Source organism: Nocardiopsis chromatogenes YIM 90109 (genome assembly GCF_000341185.1).
Lineage (GTDB): Bacteria > Actinomycetota > Actinomycetes > Streptosporangiales > Streptosporangiaceae > Nocardiopsis_A > Nocardiopsis_A chromatogenes.
In genome coordinates, this window is record NZ_ANBH01000325.1 from 1 (window position 1) to 16,168 (window position 16,168).

Consider the following 16,168-nt stretch of genomic DNA (forward strand, 5'->3'; position numbering starts at 1 on the left):
GAACCGCGGAGCGGAGGACCGGCGGCCGGGGAGGCGTCCCCGGCCGCCGGAGCCGGGAGGGGCTAGTTCCCCCCGTCCTCCTCCTCGCGGGCCTCCTCGGCGCGCTCCAGGGCGTCGGCGAGCTCGTCCTGGGCCTTGCCGTAGGCCTCCCAGTCGCCGTCCTGCAGCGCCTTCTGGCTGTCCTCGTAGGCCTTGGCGGCATCGTCCAGCGCCTCGGAGAGCGCGTCGCCGCCCCCGCCGCCGCCCCCGCCGCCGTCGGCGTCGCCCTCGGAGGCGTCCTCGTCCTGGCCGGTGTCGGCGCCCTCCTCGTCGAGTGGGCCCTCCCCGCCCTCGAAGAGGTTGTTCAGCGCGTCCTGGAGGTTCTCGCCGATGGCCACCTCGTCGCCGAAGCCCACCATGACCTGCTGCAGCAGCGGATAGGCGGCCTCGCCCTCGGCCTGCACGAAGAGCGGCTCCACGTACAGCATTCCGTCGCCGAACGGCAGGGTGAGCAGGTTGCCGTAGGTCACCGTGGTGGCGTCGCTCTGCTCCAGCGGGAGCAGCACCTCACGGACGCTCGCCTCGGACTGGAAGGCGTTCTGCACCTGCCCGGGCCCCAGGATGACCTTGCTCCGCGGCAGCTCCAGCATCCGGATCCTGCCGTACTCATCCGAGCCCGGATCGCTGACCACGGACATGAACGCCGCCAGGTTCTCCCTGCCCCTCGGGACGAAAGTCGAGGTCAGAGCGAAGTTCCCGTCCTCGTCCCCGGGGTAGCGGATCGTCTGCCGGTACGGGGGCTCCGGGCTGTCGCCCTCCTTGGTCGGGTCGGCGGGGATGTCCCAGAAGTCCTGGCCGCCGTAGAAGGCGTCGGCGTCGGTGATGTGGTAGCGCTTCAGGATCTCCCGCTGGACCTTGAACAGGTCGTCGGGGTAGCGCAGGTGGCTCCCCAGCTCCTCGCTGATGTCGGACTTCTTGGCGACCACCCCGGGGAAGGCCTTGGACCAGGTCTGCAGGACCGGGTCCTGCTCGTCCCACCCGTAGACCGTGACGGTGCCGTCGTAGGCGTCCACGGTCGCCTTCACCGAGTTGCGGATGTAGTTCACCTGGTTGCCCGGCAGGGCGGTGGTGTTGTTCCCGCCCTGGCTGAAGGTGTCCTCGGTGGCCTGGGAGAAGTCGATCGGCGTGGAGTAGGGGTAGCCGGAGCTGGTCGTGTAGGCGTCTACGATCCACTGCACGCGCCCGTCGACGATGGCCGGGTAGGGCTTGCCGTCCGTGGTGAGGAACGGGGCGACCTTCTCCACGCGCTGCGACGGGTCCCGGTCGAACATGATCTTCGACTCGTCCGTGATGGCGGTGTTCAGCAGGATGTCCGTCTCGCGGTATTTGAGCGCGAACAGCACGCGGTCGAAGAACGAGCTCAGCTGGACGCCGCCGTCGCCGGCGTAGTGGTTGGTGGCCTGGCCGCCGGAGGCGTCCTCGCCGCCGCCCTCGCCCTCCGTCGCCTCGGGGGACTGCTCGGCGCCGCCCTGCCCGCCGTCCTGCTGGTCCTGGCCGTCCTCCTGGCCGTCGGCCGGGGCACGGGCCTCGTCGGCCTCGCCCTCGCCTTCGACGTCCTCGGAGGTGGTGATGTCCTCGGTGCTCTCGTCGGCGTCGAGCGGGAAGTCGTACTCGGGCTCGGCGTTGACGATCACGTAGTCGGCGCCCTGCTGGCCGTAGTAGATGCGCGGCTCGTACTCGCCGGTGACCTCGGACAGCTCGCCGGTGGGCGGGATGTTGTACTGCGTGAAGACCGGGCGGCCCTCGTTGTCGACCTGGTTGCCCGCGGCCGCCACGACACCGAAGCCGTGGGTGTAGACGGTGTGCCGGGTCAGCCAGTTGTCCTGGCCCTCGGGCGGCCCGTCCAGCTCGCGCGCGGCGATGATGGTGTCGACCGAGTTGCCCTCGGCGTCCTGGTAGCGGTCCACGTCCAGCACGTCGGGGAACTGGTAGAACCCGCGGACCTGCTGCATCTGCTGGAAGGTCTGGGAGACGACCGAGGGGTCGACCAGGCGGACGCTGGGGATGGTGGAGGCCTCTTGGGCGAGCTGCTCGGGGGTGAGCTCGGTCTCGGCGTCGTAGGTCTGCGTCTCGGCATCGGCGATGCCGTAGGCGTCCCGGGTGGCCTCGATGTTGCGGGTGATGTAGGGGTTCTCCGCCCGCTGCTCGTTCGGGCTGACCTGGAACTGCTGGATGGCCGCGGGGTAGACGCCGCCGATCAGCACCGCCGAGAGCACCAGCAGCCCCAGGCTGACCAGGGGCACCATGGCGTTCTTGAAGTAGATGTTGGCGAAGAACAGCGCCGCGCACACCACCGCGATGATGGCCAGCACGACCTTGGCGGTGAGCACCGCGTTCACGTCGGTGTAGGAGGCGCCGTAGGTGTAGCCCCGGTCGGAGAAGACCAGGCCGTACTGGTCCAGCCAGTAGGCGCCCGCCTTCAGCAGCACGAACACCCCCAGCAGCACCGACAGGTGCACCCGCGCCGCGGGGGTGGCCCGCTGGCCCTGGGTCTGCAGCCGGACGCCGCCGTACAGGTAGTGCACGATCACCGCGGCGATGAACGCCAGCACGACCGCGGCGAACAGGTAGCCCAGCACCACGCGCAGGAAGGGGTAGGTGAAGGCGAAGAAGGAGATGTCGACGCCGAACTGCGGGTCGGCCTGGCCGAACGGGGTCCGGTTGGCCCACTGCAGGAAGGTGCCCCACTCCGCGCTGGCCGAGGCGCCGGTGAGCAGCCCCAGGCCTCCGGCGATGAGCCAGAAGAACAGCTTGCGGTGCGGGTCGATCGCCATCCGGTAGCGGTCCAGGCCCTGCTGCTCCAGGCTGGCCGGGCGGGTCAGCGGCCGGGTCCGGTAGGCGAAGTACACGCTCGCGCCGACGAACACGGTCATCAGCACGGCCGCGCCCACGAAGAGCAGGGCCCTGGTACGGATCTCGGTCCAGAAGACCGAGGTGTAACCGACCGAGGAGAACCACTTGTAGTCGGTCACGAAATTGGCGGCGACCAGCAGACCCGCGACTATCACGACGACGGCCACCGCGACGGGCGCGAGCAGCCGGTTACGTCGAGGCATGCGCGCTGTCGGTGCGCCGGGCGTTCGGAAGCTCACGCCTCCCCCTCGTCATGTTCGTCAATGGACGGCGAGGGGCAGGGCCCCTCTGTATCGGCAACTTATTGCGTGCGCCCCGGGTTCCCGAAACCCCGCGCCGGGCGGATGACAACATCACATCGGCGCGGCATCGGCGGCGTATCGGTGCACGGTGCCCCCCGACCCTACTCGGCCGGGACGGGGCCGTCAGGGGCCGTGATCGGGCACCATGGACGCGTGACTCTCAACATCCGCGAAGCCGTCATGGACCTGGAGCGCCACGCCTCCGAGCAGGGGTGGGACCAGCCGCCCCGGGTCTACGCCCTGGTGCCCACCGCAGAACTGGCCCGGCGCGAGCCCGCGCTGGCCTCGATGCTGGGGCTGGACGCCTCGGCCGACCCTGCCGAGCTGACCCCGGTCGAGCAGGAGCCGCTCCCCGACGGGATGCCGCTGGAGGAGGCGCTGGGCCGGATGGCCTGGCCCGAGGCGGTGGCCGGGTGCGCCCTGGTCATGGAGCGCCTGGTGGTCAAGGGGTCCGACGAGACGCTGGACCCGCCGCGCGGCGGCACGGGCGACTGGGCCGCCGCCCAGGACGGCTCCGAGGAGGTCCGGATGGTGGCCGGGGTGCTGCGCGACGGCGGCCGCCACGCGGCGCTGCGGATGCGCGCCCACGACAGCGAGGACCAGGTGCTCAACGGCCCGGACCTGGTGCCCGCGCTCACCTCGGCGCTGGAGCTGACCCTGCTGGAGGACGAGGACTGACCCCGCCCCCGTGGCCGGTCCCGGGGGACCGGCGCTCCGGCCGCGCGTGCCGGGCCGTTCTCCCCGGGGTCGGCGACGCGGGGACGTGGGGACGCGGTGACGCGGGGAGAGGCGCGGTCGGCGGTCAGGCCCCGGGCTCGCAGCGGGGCAGGCCGCCCAGGTCGCCGCCGGACCTGATGGTCTCCAGCGCGGCCACGGCGTCGCCCAGCTCCTCGACCTTGACGACCTCCATGTCGCCTGCGGCCGCCGAGTCGAAGGTCTGCGAGCAGCTCTCGGCCGCGACCAGGAAGTAGTCGGCGCCCTCGTTGCGGGCGCTGACCATCTTCTGCGCGACCCCGCTGACACCGCCGACCTTGCCGTCGGCGTCGATGGTGCCCGTCCCGGCCACGTCCGCGCCGCCGGTCAGCCCCTCGGGGTCGAGGCGGTCCATGATCCCGAGCGCGAACATCAGCCCGGCGCTGGGGCCGCCCACGTTCTCGATCTGGAAGTCCACGTCGAAGGGGAAGTCCGGGTCGTCGGCGATCATGATGCCCACGACGGCACCGCCCTGGCCGTCGTCCGCGGTGGTGACCTCGATGTCCTCGCGCTCGCCGTCGCGCTCGACGGCCAGCTCCACCGGGTCGCCGGGCTCGCGGTCGCCGACCCGCTCGGCGGCCTCGCCCTTGTCGGCCACCTTCTCCCCGTCGACCTCCAGGATCACGTCCCCGGCCTCGATGCGGCCCTCGGCGGGGGCGTCCTCGGTGACCGCGGCCACGACGGGCCGCAGGTCGTACTCGACGCCCATCTCGCCCAGCGCCGCCGCCACCGCCGTGGTCTGCGACTCGTCCATCGCCATCGTCTGGGACTCGCTGACCTCCTCGGCGCTGCGGTCCGGCGGGAAGAGCGCGGCCTCAGGCAGCACCGACTGCGTCGGCGAGAGCCAGGCGCTGATGACGGTGAGGATGTCCATCCGCCGCCCGGGGCCGCCGGCGTACTGGACGGTGACCATGGCCAGGTCGCCGTCGTGGCGGTAGCTCTCCCGGCCGTCGATCTCGATGACCGGGTCGCCGTCGGGGTCGTCGCCGATGGTGTTCAGCGAGATGCCGGGCGAGGCCACCAGGTACGGAACCGGCAGGAACGCCGCTCCCAGGGCGATTCCGACCAGCAGCACGACCGCGGTGATGAGGGTCTTGGCGCGACGGAGCATGGTGTCCAGACTACGGCCCTCGGCGGGGCGGGCGCCTCCGGCGTGCCGCCGTACCGACCGTCAGCAGGCGCCGACCCATTCGGCGTCGCCCTCGGTGAAGCGCTGGTGCTTCCAGATGGGGACCTCGGCCTTGATGTCGTCGATCAGCCTGCGGCAGGCGTCGAAGGCCTCGGCGCGGTGCGCCGCCGCGGCGGCGACCACCACCGCGTTGTCGCCGATCTCCAGGTCGCCGACGCGGTGCAGGGCGGCGACCCGCCACACCGGGCGGCCGTCGCGGGAGGTGTCGGCCACGACCTTCTCCATGACCCGGCGCATCTCGGCCTCGGCGGTCGGGTGGGCCGAATAGGCCAGGCCGGTGACGCCGCGTCCGTGGTCGTGGTCGCGGACGGTGCCCACGAAGAAGGCGGTGCCGCCCGCCCGGGGGTCGGCGACGGCCGAGACGGCCTCGTCGACGCTGATGGGGGTGTCGCGCAGTCCTACGAGAGTGATGGCTTCCACATGCATGACCGTATCAACGCCCTACGACGGCAGGAGGAACGTCCAAGCAGCTCACCGGGTGGACGGTGGCGCCTTGGAGTCCTCTACGACCCGGCCCGCGGCTCCCCGTCGCCCTCGCTCCCCGCGTCCCCGCTGGTGAAGTGGTTCCCGCATTAGACCACTGCACGGGCGTGTGGTCCATGCCTTTGCACGTTCCATTGCACGTTCACGGCCTCCCCCGTCCCCGTGGAGGGGATGCCCCCGGCCCATGGTCCCCTGCCGGGGGCCGGATGCGCCCGTCCGGCTCCGGCCACGTTCGGCGGCCCGGTTCAGGACTTGCGGCGCTTGCGCAGGCGGCGGACGGCGGCCGCGGTGCCGATCGCGGCCACGGCGGCGCCCGCGGCACCGGCGGCGGTGACGGCGGCCTCCTTGCGGCCCAGGCGGCGGCCGACGATCGCGGTGGCCTCCCCCTCCTCCTGCACCAGCTCGCGCAGCGCATCGGCGTTGCCGTAGGCCGGCTTCCACCCGGCCTCGCGCAGCACGGCGCAGTCCACCACGCACGGGTACACCAGGTGCTTGAGGTCCCCGGCGGCGGCCGGGGTGATCCCGGCGCGGTGCAGGCGGCCGGTGGCGCCGAAGGCGATGCCCGGGGGCACCTCGAAGCGGCGCAGGCCGGTGATCTCCTCGGTCTCCTCCTGGCCGAGCGAGCCGTCGCAGCCCACGGCCAGGGCGGTGTCGCCGCCGCCCGCCCCGCCCAGGGCGACCAGCTCCAGCGCCGAGGCCAGGTCCTCCACGTGGCAGAACTGCCAGCGCTGCTCCACCCCCTTGACCGAGATCAGCCGGGGCGCGGCGAAGTGCCGCCCGACCACGGTGTCCAGGCCCGGCCCGACCAGCGGCGCCGGACGCACCACCGCCACCGACAGCCCGGGGTGGGCGCGGCGGGCCCGCTCGCCCACCTCCTCCACCTCGGCGAAGTCCCCCGCCAGGCCGTCGGCGCCCTCGGTGCGCACCGGAGTGTCCTCGGGCAGCGGCACGGGGTTGTCCGGGGCGGCGCCGTAGACGGCGGTCCCGGTCACCAGCACCGCCTGCGGCACCCGCTCGGCGGCGGCCGCGGTGAGCACGGTCTGGGCGGCCCGCACCGCACGGGCGCGCCGTTCCCGGCGCGGGGTGTCGGCCGAGCGGTCGGTGTCGGCGTGCACCACCACGTCCACCCCGCGCAGCCGGGAGGCCAGGGCCGGGTCGCACACGTCGGCCGAGCGCCACTCCACCCCGTGGGCCCCGGCCAGGCCGTCGGGGGCCGGGCCCTCGTCCACGGCGACGACGCGCCCGGGGGCGGGCAGCCCCTGCGGGCCGGAGGCGGAACCCACGGCGGCCCCCAGTCGTTCCACCAGCAGCCGGCCGACACCGGTGGCGGCCCCTGTCACGGCCACCACCGGCCCGTCACCCCGCGGACTGTGCTCAGGGCGAACCTGGCTGTTTCGGGTACTCACTCCGGCCTGCTCCCAGCTAACGTGACAGTGGAGACATTCCTATCCTGCCTGAGGTCTGATCGTGAGCGACCTGCCATTTGGTTTCAGCATGCCCAACGACCCCGACGACGAGTCGGGGCGCGGCTCGGGCGACTCCGGTTCCGGGAGCGGCGGCCCAGGCGGGGAGGGCCCGGGGATGCCCGGCGGGTTCCCGCTCGGCGACCCGCAGCAGATGGCGCAGATGCTGCGCCAGTTCGCCGACATGATGGCCGCCCAGCCCGCCCCCGGTGCGCAGCAGGCGTCGCCGGGCGGCGTCAACTGGGACATGGCCAAGAACATCGCCCGGCACACCGTCTCCCAGAAGGGGGACGCCAGCGTCTCGCCCGTCGACTCGGCCAAGGTCTCCGAGGCGCTGCGCCTGGCCGACCTGTGGCTGGACGGCGCGACCCCGCTGCCGTCCGGCGTCCAGACGTCGCAGGCCTGGAGCCGCTCGGAGTGGGTGGAGCGCACCATGCCCGCCTGGTCCCGGCTGTGCGACCCGCTCACCTCCCGCATCGTGGAGTCGATGGGCGCCAACATGCCCGAGGAGATGCAGTCGGTGGCCGGCCCTCTGATGGGCATGGTGCGCCAGATGGGCGGCATGCTCGTCGGCCAGCAGGCCGGGCAGGCCATCGGTGAGCTGGCCGGGGAGGTCGTCGGCTCCACCGACATCGGCCTGCCGCTGGCCGGGGAGGGGCGCGCCGCGCTCATCCCGGCCGGGGTGCAGGGGTTCGGCGAGGGCCTGGGCGTGCCCGAGGAGGAGGTGCGGCTGTACCTGGCCGCCCGCGAGGCGGCGGTGCACCGGCTGTACGCGCACGTGCCGTGGCTGCGCTCGCACGTGCACGGCCTCATCGAGGAGTACGCGGCCGGCATGTCCTTCGACATGAGCGCGCTGGAGGAGCGGCTGGGCGGCATCGACCTGTCCGACCCCGAGGCCCTCCAGGAGGCGCTGTCCGGCGGGGAGGGGCTGCTGCAGCCCCAGGACACCCCGCAGCAGAAGGCCTCCCTGGCCCGCCTGGAGACGGCGATCGCGCTGATCGAGGGGTGGGTGTCGGTGGTCGTGGACGACGCGGTGCGCGGCCGCCTGCCGCAGTCCGCCTCGCTGGCCGAGGCGACCCGGCGGCGCCGGGCCACCGGCGGCCCGGCCGAGCACACCTTCGCCACGCTGGTCGGGCTGGAGCTGCGCCCGCGGCGCCAGCGCGAGGCCGCACGGCTGTGGACCGCCCTGACCGAGGCGCGCGGCGCCGAGGGGCGCGACGCGGTCTGGGAGCACCCGGACCTGATGCCCTCCGGCGAGGACCTGGACGACCCGGACGCGTTCGTGGCCGGTCCCGACGGCGACGTGGACCTGGACATCTCCCGGCTGACCGGGGACCTGGACCCCGGCGAGAGCCGGGACCGCAAGGACGATGAGGACGGCGGGGACGGCGGGGACGGCCGGGACGGCAAGGGCGACGGGGACGGGGGCGCATGAGCCGCCTGGCCGACGACGTCCGGGCCGTGCTGTCGGCCTGGTCCGCGCCCGACGCGCACAACGAGGAGCTGCGCCGGTCCTACCTGGCGCACATGGACGCCCACCCCGATGCCCTGAGCCGGTCGTGCGCGGCCGGGCACCTGACGGCCAGCGCCGCCGTGCTCGACCCGACCGGCTCCAAGGGCGTGCTGACGCTGCACGGCAAGGTCGGGCTGTGGCTGCAGACCGGCGGCCACTTCGAGGACGCCGACACCACCCTGGCCGGCGCGGCCCTGCGCGAGGCCGAGGAGGAGAGCGGCATCCGCGGGGTGGAGGTGCTTGCGGAGCCGGTGCGCCTGGACCGGCACCACGTGGGGTGCTGCGGCGGCACCTGGCACCTGGACGTGCAGTTCGCGGCAGTGGCCCCGGACGGCGCCGTGCTGAGCATCGACCCGCAGGAGTCGGACGACCTGGGCTGGTTCCCGGTCGACGGCATCCCCGACCCGACGGACGAGGCCTGCCGGGCGCTGTTCGCGGCCGCCTCCGCGGCGGTGCGCGCACGGTCCTGAGGAATGCCTGCGCGGCGGGGGCGCCGGGAGCGGTCTCCGGACGTGGCGCCCCCGCCACTTTCCGTATCCGCCCGGGGCCGGACCGCCGGACCGCGGTCAGGGGACCCGGGCGGGGCCGGGGATCAGCGGAAGGTGAGGGAGGCGGTCACCGACGCGGGGTCGGGGCACAGGAAGCCGCCCTCGTGGAGGGGGATGTCGGCACTGGTGGTGTAGGTGCGGGTGTCCCCGTCGCGCTCGGCCGTGATGTCGGTCGCCCGGTAGCGGCAGGTGATGCCGATCACCGAGACGGAGATGTCCAGCACGTCCGCGGTGAGGGTGCCCGCGGCGTCGTCGAAGGTCACGTTCGGGTCGTTGTTGAGGGCGGCGGTGGTGTCGCCGTCACAGGACAGGTTCCCGGTTCCGGACGTGTTGATCGTGGTGCGGTCGACGGTCAGGGCGTTGGGGGCCTGGTCGCTGGTGACCCCGTCGGTCCAGGAGCACGACTGGCCCTCGGCCGAGATCGTGCCGTCCACGGCGCCCTGCGCCGCGGCGGCGGGCGAGGCGGCCAGGCCGGTCAGGGCCAGGGTGCCGAGGACGACGGCGACGGGTCTGGGGGAGATACGGGACACGGTACCTACCTTCGTGTGCGGGGTTACCGCCCGGTGTTTCCGGCCAGTAATTTACGCGAAGGTAATTTCGCGTCACAGGCACGTCAATCCCCCGAACACGGACGGATCGGGACCGGTCGGCCCCCTCCTCGCGCCACACAGCGCTGACCACCCAAGACGGAACGTCACCGACCGAGGAGGCGGGGACGGCGCCGCGCTCCGGACCGACCGCAGCGCGTCAGGGGCGTCGGGCACGAAGAGGGCCGGTGCGGCGCGGAACCCGCGCCCGGCCGGGGGCGGGCACCCCGGGGACGGTCACTCCTCGATGACGTCGTCCTCTTCGGGTGCGGACTCCTCGGCGCTCCCGCCGTCGGCCAGGCGGGAGGCGGCGCTGACGCCTTCGAGGTACCCCCGGGCCCGCTCGGCCTTGGGGTAGCGGTGCACCATCTCCCAGAACTCGGGCCCGTGGTGCGGGATCACCAGGTGGACCAGCTCGTGCACCAGCACGTAGTCCACCACCCACGCGGGCATCCCCGACAGCCTGCGCGAGAGGCGGATGGCACCGGCGTCCGGGGTGCACGACCCCCAGCGGGTGTTCTGGTTGTCCACCCAGCGCACGCTGTCCGGGCTGACCAGCCCGTCCAGATAGCGCTCCGCGAGGTCCACGGCGCGCTCGTGCAGCGCCGCGTCATCGGGGCGGCGGCGCTCCTCCCTGGCCTCGAGCCGGTCCAGCATCCGGCTCACCCAGCGCTTCTCCTCGGCGCGGGAGAACGTGGCGGGGACGAGGACGACCGTCTTGTTCCCGTCGCGGTAGGCGGATACCGTCCGCCTGCGGCGGGCGCTCCGCCGTACCTCGATCTCTGTGTTCTGAGGCACAACGTCACGGTATCCCAGAGTTGACCCATACCACAGGGGGAGATTGCGCATTTTTAGGGACGAGGACCCCCCGATCCCCTGGTCGGACCCTGGGCGGACCCGGAACGGCCGGAGGCCGGAGCCCTGGTGGGCTCCGGCCTCCGGCGCAAACGCCGTCGCGCCGTCAACACAGGCGCGACCACCCTATTTCCATGAGCGCGCGCTCCATGCGGGCGTGCTCGCGCATCTCGGCCCGCAGTTGCCGGGCCGACAGCCTGCGCCGCTCGCGGTCGCGGTGGGCGGCGTCGCCCTCGGGCTGCGGGGTGGACTTCATGGCGGCCATGAGTTCGTTCAGCATGATTCGGGGTTCCTCTCGGATTCGGTGTGAACCGGGGATGTCGGGGCGTGGGAGCGGGGGCGTCCGCGCCGCGCGGTCAGGCCGCGACGGGCTGCGGGTGCTTGCGGGGGCGGCCCCGCGGACGCTTGCGCGGGACGACCTTTCCGGCGACGAGCAGTTCGCCGCCCCAGACCCCCCACGGCTCGCGGCGCTCAAGGGCGTCCGACAGGCACTGCTCCCGGAAGGGGCAGCTCTGGCAGACGGCCTTGGCCGCCTCGACATCGGCCGGCGCCTCGGCGAAGAAGAGGTCGGGCTCCCTCCGGCAGGGAACCTCGGCCTCACCGAGCCACGGAGTCTCCAGGACCGACGCGAGCATCGGTGTCCTCCTGATCTTTCGTCTACGCGTTGCGACTTCGACGGTCGGATCTACGATCCGGGGCCGGTGCCTTGTGCCGCGCCGCGGAGATCGGGCTCCGCCCTCGGGCGGGGACCGGTTCCGCGGAGACGAATATGGCCGCGGCCCCTGTGCGGGGCCGCGGCCATGGAAGACGCGCTCGGCGTGAGCTACGCCGGTCTACTCCATGGACACGCCCCCACTGCGCCCTGCGGGCGCGGGGTTGCTGCGTGAACGAACCCGGGCAGTCCGCGTTCGGCCTGAACCGGACGCACTCCTCCCGTGATCGCGAGCCTGACGTCGGCCTGGGTCAGGCCGGCCTTCATGCCGCGGAGGCGCCGGGCGCCGCCGGTGGTGCCGAAGGACTGGTCGAGGCCGCTACGGGCGGAATAGGCGGTACGGCCGAACTGGGCGCCGCGCTCGGTGCCCCACACGTCGGCGGAGAGCACCATGAAGCGCGGGGCCGTGCCGGACACGGCACCGAATTCGCTCTTCGTGACGATCATCGGATGGGACACCTCCTCTCGGTCAGGTACGCGGCTCTCGCCGCGGACCATGCGCGGTCGCTGACGGGAGTTAACACTAGACGGGGTCGCCGATTCGCGGCAACCAATTTTTGACCTGCGATTTCGTCCGGATCCGGCCGGGGGCGCGGGGAACCGCGCGGGCTCAGCCGCCGTCGCCGACGACCCGGATCAGCCCCTCCTGCACCACCGAGCAGACCAGCTCGCCCTCGCGCGTGTAGAACAGGCCGCGGGCCAGCCCGCGCGCCCCCTCCGCCGACGGGGTCTCCTGGGCGTAGAGCAGCCACTCGTCGGCGCGGAAGGGCCGGTGGAACCACATCGCGTGGTCGAGGCTGGCCATGGAGATGCCTTCGAAGGACCGCCCGTGCCGGAGCAGCACCGTGTCCAGCAGGGTCAGGTCCGAGGCGTAGGTCATCAGGCACACGTGCAGCAGGTCCTCGTCCGGCAGGCGCCCGTCGACCCGGATCCACACCAGGTTCTCGGTGGTGCGCAGCGCCGGGTCGGCGCCGACCTCGAAGGACATCGCGCCCACCGGGCGCATCTCGATCGGGTGCCAGTAGGCGAACCGCGGCACCGTGCCCAGCGCCTTCTCCAGCCGCTCGCGGGCGGTGGGCAGCTCCTCGGGGCCGGGCACCTCGGGCATGCGCACCTGGTGGCTCAGGCCCGGCTCGGCCTTGTGGAAGGAGGCCGACAGGGTGAAGATCGCCCGGCCGTGCTGCACCGCGGTCACCCGGCGGGTGGTGAAGGAGCGCCCGTCGCGGACCCGGTCCACCTGGAAGACGATGGGCACCGACGGGTCGCCGGGGCGGATGAAGTAGGCGTGCAGCGAGTGCACCGCCCGCTCCGGGGGCACCGTGCGCCCGGCGGCCACCAGCGCCTGCCCGGCGACCTGGCCGCCGAACACCCGCTGGGGGCCGTGGTCGGGGCTGGAGCCCCGGAAGATGTCGTCCTCGATCCGCTCCAGGTCGAGGATGCCCAGCAGGGACCCCAGGGACTGGCCGCCCGCGGCCGCCTCCCCGCCCGGCGCCGCCTCGTCATCCGCCATCGCGCTCCCCCTCCTCCTCGGGCACCGGGGGCTCCTCCCCCGCGCACAGGGCCAGCACCGCCTCACCGTAGCGTTCCAGCTTCACGGCGCCGACACCGGATATCCGTGACAGTTCGGACACCCCGGTGGGCTCCAGTTCGGCCACCGCCTGCAGGGTGGCGTCGGTGAACACCACGTAGGCCGGGACCCCCTGGCGCTGCGCGGTGCTCCTGCGCCACTCCTTGAGCCGCTCCAGCAGCGCCTCGTCGTAGTCGGCCGGGCAGTCCGCGCACCGGCCGACCTTGCGCTCGGCCGCGTCGGTGACGGTGTTCCCGCAGATCCGGCAGCGCACCACCTTCCCGGTGCGGGCCCGGTCGCGGCGGCCCGAGGCCAGCGACGGGGAGGCGGGGCGCAGCCCGTCCAGGAACCGGCTGGGGCGGCGCCCCTTGCGCCCGCCCGGGGAGCGCGCCAGCGCCCACGACATCGACAGGTACTCGCGGGCGCGGGTGACGCCGACGTAGAACAGCCGCCGCTCCTCCTCGACCTGCTCGTCGGTCTCGGCGTAGACGATGGGCAGCGTGCCCTCGGTGAGGCCGACGAGGAAGACCGCATCCCACTCCAGGCCCTTGGCCGCGTGCAGGGAGGCCAGGGTGACCCCCTCCATCTCCGGGGCGTGCTCGGTGGCGACCCGGGCCTCCAGCTCCTCCACGAAGTCGTCCAGCGTGGCGGTGTAGGGGCGCCCGCAGGGGCACTCGGCCGGCAGGGGCCCCGCCCCCGGTGAGGGCGGGGCCCCGCCCTCACNCGCAGGAGCCGCGGTGCCGCTCCACCGCGATGTCGTCGGCGAGCTGGGCCAGCGCCGCCAGCGACTCCCAGCGCTCGCGCGCCTGGCGGCCCTCGGGCGCCTCGGGGGTCAGCCCGAGGGGCGCCAGCAGCGGCCGGACGGTCCCGGCCAGCGGCTCGCCTCCCCCGCCCTGCCGGGCCCCGCGCAGGGTGTGCACGGCCTGCTTGATCTCCTGGCGCTCGAAGAACCGGGTGGCGCCGCGCACGGTGAAGGCGATGCCCGCGTCCGCGAGGGCCTGCTCGTAGGCGGCGGACTGGGAGTTGGTGCGGAACAGGACCGCGATCTCCCGCGCCGGGGTGCCCGAGTCGACCAGGGCGGCGATGCGGCGGGCCACCGCGGAGGCCTCGGCGGGCTCGTCGTCGTACTCGGTGTAGGAGGGGTCGGGCCCGTCGGGGCGCTGCGCGAGGAGTTCGATCCGCTGGTCGCCGCCGCCGACGGGCCGGGACCGCTTGAGGACGTCGTTGGCGACCTTCACCACCTGGGGGGTGGACCGGTAGTCGCGCACCAGCCGCACCACGGTGGCGTGCGGGTAGGCGGCGGCGAAGCGGGTCAGGTAGGCGGGGGTGGCCCCGGCGAAGGAGTAGATGGTCTGGCCGGGGTCGCCCACCACGCACAGGTCGTCGCGGTCGCCCAGCCAGGCGTCCAGCAGCAGCTTCTGCAGCGGGTTGACGTCCTGGAACTCGTCGACGACGAAGTAGCGGTACTGGTCGCGCACGCGCTCGCCGATCTCGGGGCGCTCGGCCAGCATGGCGGCGGTCAGCTCCAGCATCGACTCGAAGTCGAGCAGGTTGCGCTCGCGGCGGATCTCCTCGTACCCCTCGAAGACCCGGGCCACCTCCACCGGGGCCATCGGGGCGGTGCGCCCGGCCTTGGCCACGGCGCTCTCGTAGTCGGCCGGGCGCACCTGGGTCACCTTGGACCACTCGATCTCCGAGGCCAGGTCGCGCAGGGCGGTCCGGTCGGCCTCCACCCCGCAGTCCCGGGCGGCGCGCGCCACCACCTGGAGCTTGGAGTCGATCAGCGTGGGCGGTGGGCCGCCCACCACCTGCGGCCAGAAGTAGGAGAGCTGGCGCAGCGCCGCGGCGTGGAAGGTGCGGGCCTGCACCCGGGGGGCGCCCAGGGCGCGCAGCCGCCCGCGCATCTCGCCCGCGGCGCGGGTGGTGAAGGTGACCGCGAGGACCTGCTGCTCGGCCGCGACACCGGAGGCCACCGCGTGCGCGATCCGGTGCGTGATGGCGCGGGTCTTGCCGGTCCCCGCCCCCGCCAGGATGCACACCGGCCCGCGCAGGGCGCGCGCCGCCTCAAGCTGTTCGGGGTCCAGCCCCTCCAGCACGCGGTCGGGGTCCATGCGGCTCCTCCGTTCCCTGGTCCGTGTCGGCCGTGTCGGCTCCCGGCCGGCGGAGCGCGGCCGACTCCGGCCACCCGCGCTCCGCTCCGCCCGTCGAGTCTCTCAAGTATCGGGGGCCCCGGCGCACGTGTGCGCAGTCGCAAAGCGCCCCTGTGGACGGCGGGGAACGCGCGCGAACGCCGCCGCCGCAGGGGTTCTCGCGGGAACCACCCGGACACCGGAGGCGTCCCACGAGGTGATGCGGCCGATACGGGGAAGCTCGGGGAGGCCCGCCGCGTTGTCACTAGGCGGTGTTGTGATCGCCTTCGGGCGGCGTGCACCGGCGACGACCTGTTGTACGGAACGAGGAGAGGTTCGATGACCACCCCGAGCACCGGTCCGATCACGATGTACACCACGCCGTGGTGCGGCTTCTGCAAGCGGCTCAAGAGCCAGCTCGCGCGAGAGGGCATCGCCGTGGACGAGGTGGACATCGAGCAGGACCCGGCCGCGGCGGAGTACGTGATGCAGGTCAACGGCGGCAACCAGACGGTTCCGACCGTGCTGTTCGGCGACGGCGCGGCGCTCACCAACCCGTCCGCCAAGCAGGTCAAGGAGAAGATCGCCGCGCTCGCCTGAGGCGGGCCGCCTCCGGGCGGCACCTCCCGGGCGCACCGCGCCGCCCGGCCGGCCCGCACCGCACGGACCGGCCGGGGCCCAGATCACGAGGGGGACCACGTGGCAGCACAGAGCCGGACCACAGACGGCGAGGAGACGACGGCCGAGGCGGGGGTCATCCGGCGCACGCCCGGCGGCTGGAGCGTGCAGGGCGAGCAGGTCCCCGACCTGGTCAACGCGATGGTTCTGGCCGACATCCTGGCGGCCGAGCAGCAGCGCACCGCCGAGACCCCGCCCGCGCCGCCGCGGGCCGGCGACGACGCGACCGAGGTGGAGCGGCTGCGCATCACCGTCGCCCAGCTGGAGCACGCGCTGCAGACGCGGGTCGTGGTCGAGCAGGCCATCGGGGTGCTCGCCGAGCGGCACCGGCTCACACCGCGCGAGGCCTTCGAGAAGCTGCGCTCGGCGGCCCGCTCGCGCGGCCGCAAGGTCGCCGACCTGTCCCGCGACGTGGTCACCAGCTGCACCAACCCGCTCACCCCGCTGCCCGCCGAGCTCGCCGGGGCCGGGACGGCCGCCGAGGCGGCGGGCGGCCG

At 73.6% G+C, this 16,168-nt stretch carries 15 protein-coding genes and 1 pseudogene; 5 read left to right on the top strand and 11 right to left on the bottom strand.

The window, feature by feature from the left end; genetic code table 11:
• Positions 1-62: 62 nt before the first annotated feature.
• Complete coding sequence (locus tag D476_RS0128520) at positions 63-3,095, bottom strand: UPF0182 family membrane protein (RefSeq protein ID WP_051061867.1); 3,033 nt, start codon at positions 3,093-3,095, stop codon at positions 63-65.
• A 252-nt stretch (positions 3,096-3,347) separates the two neighbouring features.
• On the opposite strand from D476_RS0128520, the gene D476_RS0128525 reads away from it, so the two are divergent.
• Positions 3,348-3,872, top strand: a complete 525-nt coding sequence (locus D476_RS0128525) for a PPA1309 family protein (protein ID WP_017627297.1) — start codon at positions 3,348-3,350, stop codon at positions 3,870-3,872.
• 124 nt (positions 3,873-3,996) lie between these two features.
• On the opposite strand, the gene D476_RS0128530 is transcribed toward D476_RS0128525, so the two are convergent.
• The 3 genes from D476_RS0128530 to D476_RS0128540 form a co-directional block, all read right to left on the bottom strand.
• Complete coding sequence (locus D476_RS0128530; protein ID WP_017627298.1) at positions 3,997-5,058, bottom strand: YlbL family protein; 1,062 nt, start codon at positions 5,056-5,058, stop codon at positions 3,997-3,999.
• A gap of 60 nt (positions 5,059-5,118) precedes the next feature.
• Positions 5,119-5,562: a molybdenum cofactor biosynthesis protein MoaE gene (locus D476_RS0128535; protein WP_017627299.1), complete on the bottom strand. Its 444-nt coding sequence runs from the start codon at positions 5,560-5,562 to the stop codon at positions 5,119-5,121.
• 302 nt (positions 5,563-5,864) lie between these two features.
• The gene (locus tag D476_RS0128540; protein WP_017627300.1) at positions 5,865-6,968 is read right to left on the bottom strand and encodes an NAD-dependent epimerase/dehydratase family protein; all 1,104 of its coding nucleotides are present in this window, start codon (positions 6,966-6,968) and stop codon (positions 5,865-5,867) included.
• Between the two features lie 145 nt (positions 6,969-7,113).
• Between D476_RS0128540 and D476_RS34890 the strand changes: the two genes are divergently transcribed.
• Both D476_RS34890 and D476_RS0128550 read left to right on the top strand, forming a co-directional pair.
• Positions 7,114-8,517, top strand: a complete 1,404-nt coding sequence (locus D476_RS34890) for a zinc-dependent metalloprotease (RefSeq protein WP_017627301.1) — start codon at positions 7,114-7,116, stop codon at positions 8,515-8,517.
• A complete protein-coding gene (locus D476_RS0128550) occupies positions 8,514-9,065 on the top strand; it encodes an NUDIX hydrolase (protein WP_017627302.1) in 552 nt (183 codons plus the stop codon). Before D476_RS34890 ends, D476_RS0128550 begins: the two co-directional genes overlap by 4 nt.
• 122 nt (positions 9,066-9,187) lie before the next feature.
• On the opposite strand, the gene D476_RS0128555 is transcribed toward D476_RS0128550, so the two are convergent.
• From D476_RS0128555 to D476_RS34895, 7 genes and pseudogenes are all read right to left on the bottom strand, one after another.
• Complete coding sequence (locus D476_RS0128555) at positions 9,188-9,673, bottom strand: hypothetical protein (RefSeq protein ID WP_017627303.1); 486 nt, start codon at positions 9,671-9,673, stop codon at positions 9,188-9,190.
• 294 nt (positions 9,674-9,967) lie between these two features.
• Positions 9,968-10,528, bottom strand: coding sequence for a M48 metallopeptidase family protein (locus D476_RS0128560; protein WP_017627304.1), 561 nt, complete (start codon positions 10,526-10,528; stop codon positions 9,968-9,970).
• 163 nt (positions 10,529-10,691) lie between these two features.
• Entirely contained in the window at positions 10,692-10,865 is a 174-nt protein-coding gene (locus D476_RS38335) for a hypothetical protein (protein WP_017627305.1), read from the bottom strand.
• A gap of 76 nt (positions 10,866-10,941) precedes the next feature.
• A complete protein-coding gene (locus tag D476_RS0128570; RefSeq protein ID WP_017627306.1) occupies positions 10,942-11,220 on the bottom strand; it encodes a WhiB family transcriptional regulator in 279 nt (92 codons plus the stop codon).
• 188 nt (positions 11,221-11,408) lie between these two features.
• Complete coding sequence (locus tag D476_RS0128575) at positions 11,409-11,744, bottom strand: hypothetical protein (RefSeq protein ID WP_017627307.1); 336 nt, start codon at positions 11,742-11,744, stop codon at positions 11,409-11,411.
• Between the two features lie 163 nt (positions 11,745-11,907).
• Positions 11,908-12,807, bottom strand: coding sequence for an acyl-CoA thioesterase II (gene tesB, locus D476_RS0128580; protein WP_017627308.1), 900 nt, complete (start codon positions 12,805-12,807; stop codon positions 11,908-11,910).
• A pseudogene (locus D476_RS34895) lies at positions 12,797-14,975 on the bottom strand (ATP-dependent helicase). The gene tesB and the pseudogene D476_RS34895 overlap by 11 nt, the downstream one beginning before the upstream one ends.
• Before the next feature lie 357 nt (positions 14,976-15,332).
• Here D476_RS34895 and D476_RS0128590 point away from each other — a divergent pair.
• On the top strand, positions 15,333-15,593 hold the full coding sequence (locus D476_RS0128590) for a mycoredoxin (protein ID WP_017627309.1): 261 nt from the start codon (positions 15,333-15,335) through the stop codon (positions 15,591-15,593).
• Positions 15,594-15,692: 99 nt separating this feature from the next.
• On the top strand, positions 15,693-16,168 hold a 476-nt coding region (locus D476_RS0128595), incomplete at its 3' end, for an ANTAR domain-containing protein (RefSeq protein ID WP_017627310.1).

Coding starts and splice junctions, on each gene's coding strand:
- D476_RS0128520 (WP_051061867.1), bottom strand. CDS start 3,095: ATGCCTCGACGTAACCGGCTGCTCGCGCCCGTCGCGGTGGCCGTCGTC.
- D476_RS0128530 (WP_017627298.1), bottom strand. CDS start 5,058: ATGCTCCGTCGCGCCAAGACCCTCATCACCGCGGTCGTGCTGCTGGTC.
- D476_RS0128535 (WP_017627299.1), bottom strand. CDS start 5,562: ATGCATGTGGAAGCCATCACTCTCGTAGGACTGCGCGACACCCCCATC.
- D476_RS34890 (WP_017627301.1), top strand. CDS start 7,114: ATGCCCAACGACCCCGACGACGAGTCGGGGCGCGGCTCGGGCGACTCC.
- D476_RS0128550 (WP_017627302.1), top strand. CDS start 8,514: ATGAGCCGCCTGGCCGACGACGTCCGGGCCGTGCTGTCGGCCTGGTCC.
- D476_RS38335 (WP_017627305.1), bottom strand. CDS start 10,865: ATGCTGAACGAACTCATGGCCGCCATGAAGTCCACCCCGCAGCCCGAG.
- D476_RS0128570 (WP_017627306.1), bottom strand. CDS start 11,220: ATGCTCGCGTCGGTCCTGGAGACTCCGTGGCTCGGTGAGGCCGAGGTT.
- D476_RS0128575 (WP_017627307.1), bottom strand. CDS start 11,744: ATGATCGTCACGAAGAGCGAATTCGGTGCCGTGTCCGGCACGGCCCCG.
- tesB (WP_017627308.1), bottom strand. CDS start 12,807: ATGGCGGATGACGAGGCGGCGCCGGGCGGGGAGGCGGCCGCGGGCGGC.
- D476_RS0128590 (WP_017627309.1), top strand. CDS start 15,333: ATGACCACCCCGAGCACCGGTCCGATCACGATGTACACCACGCCGTGG.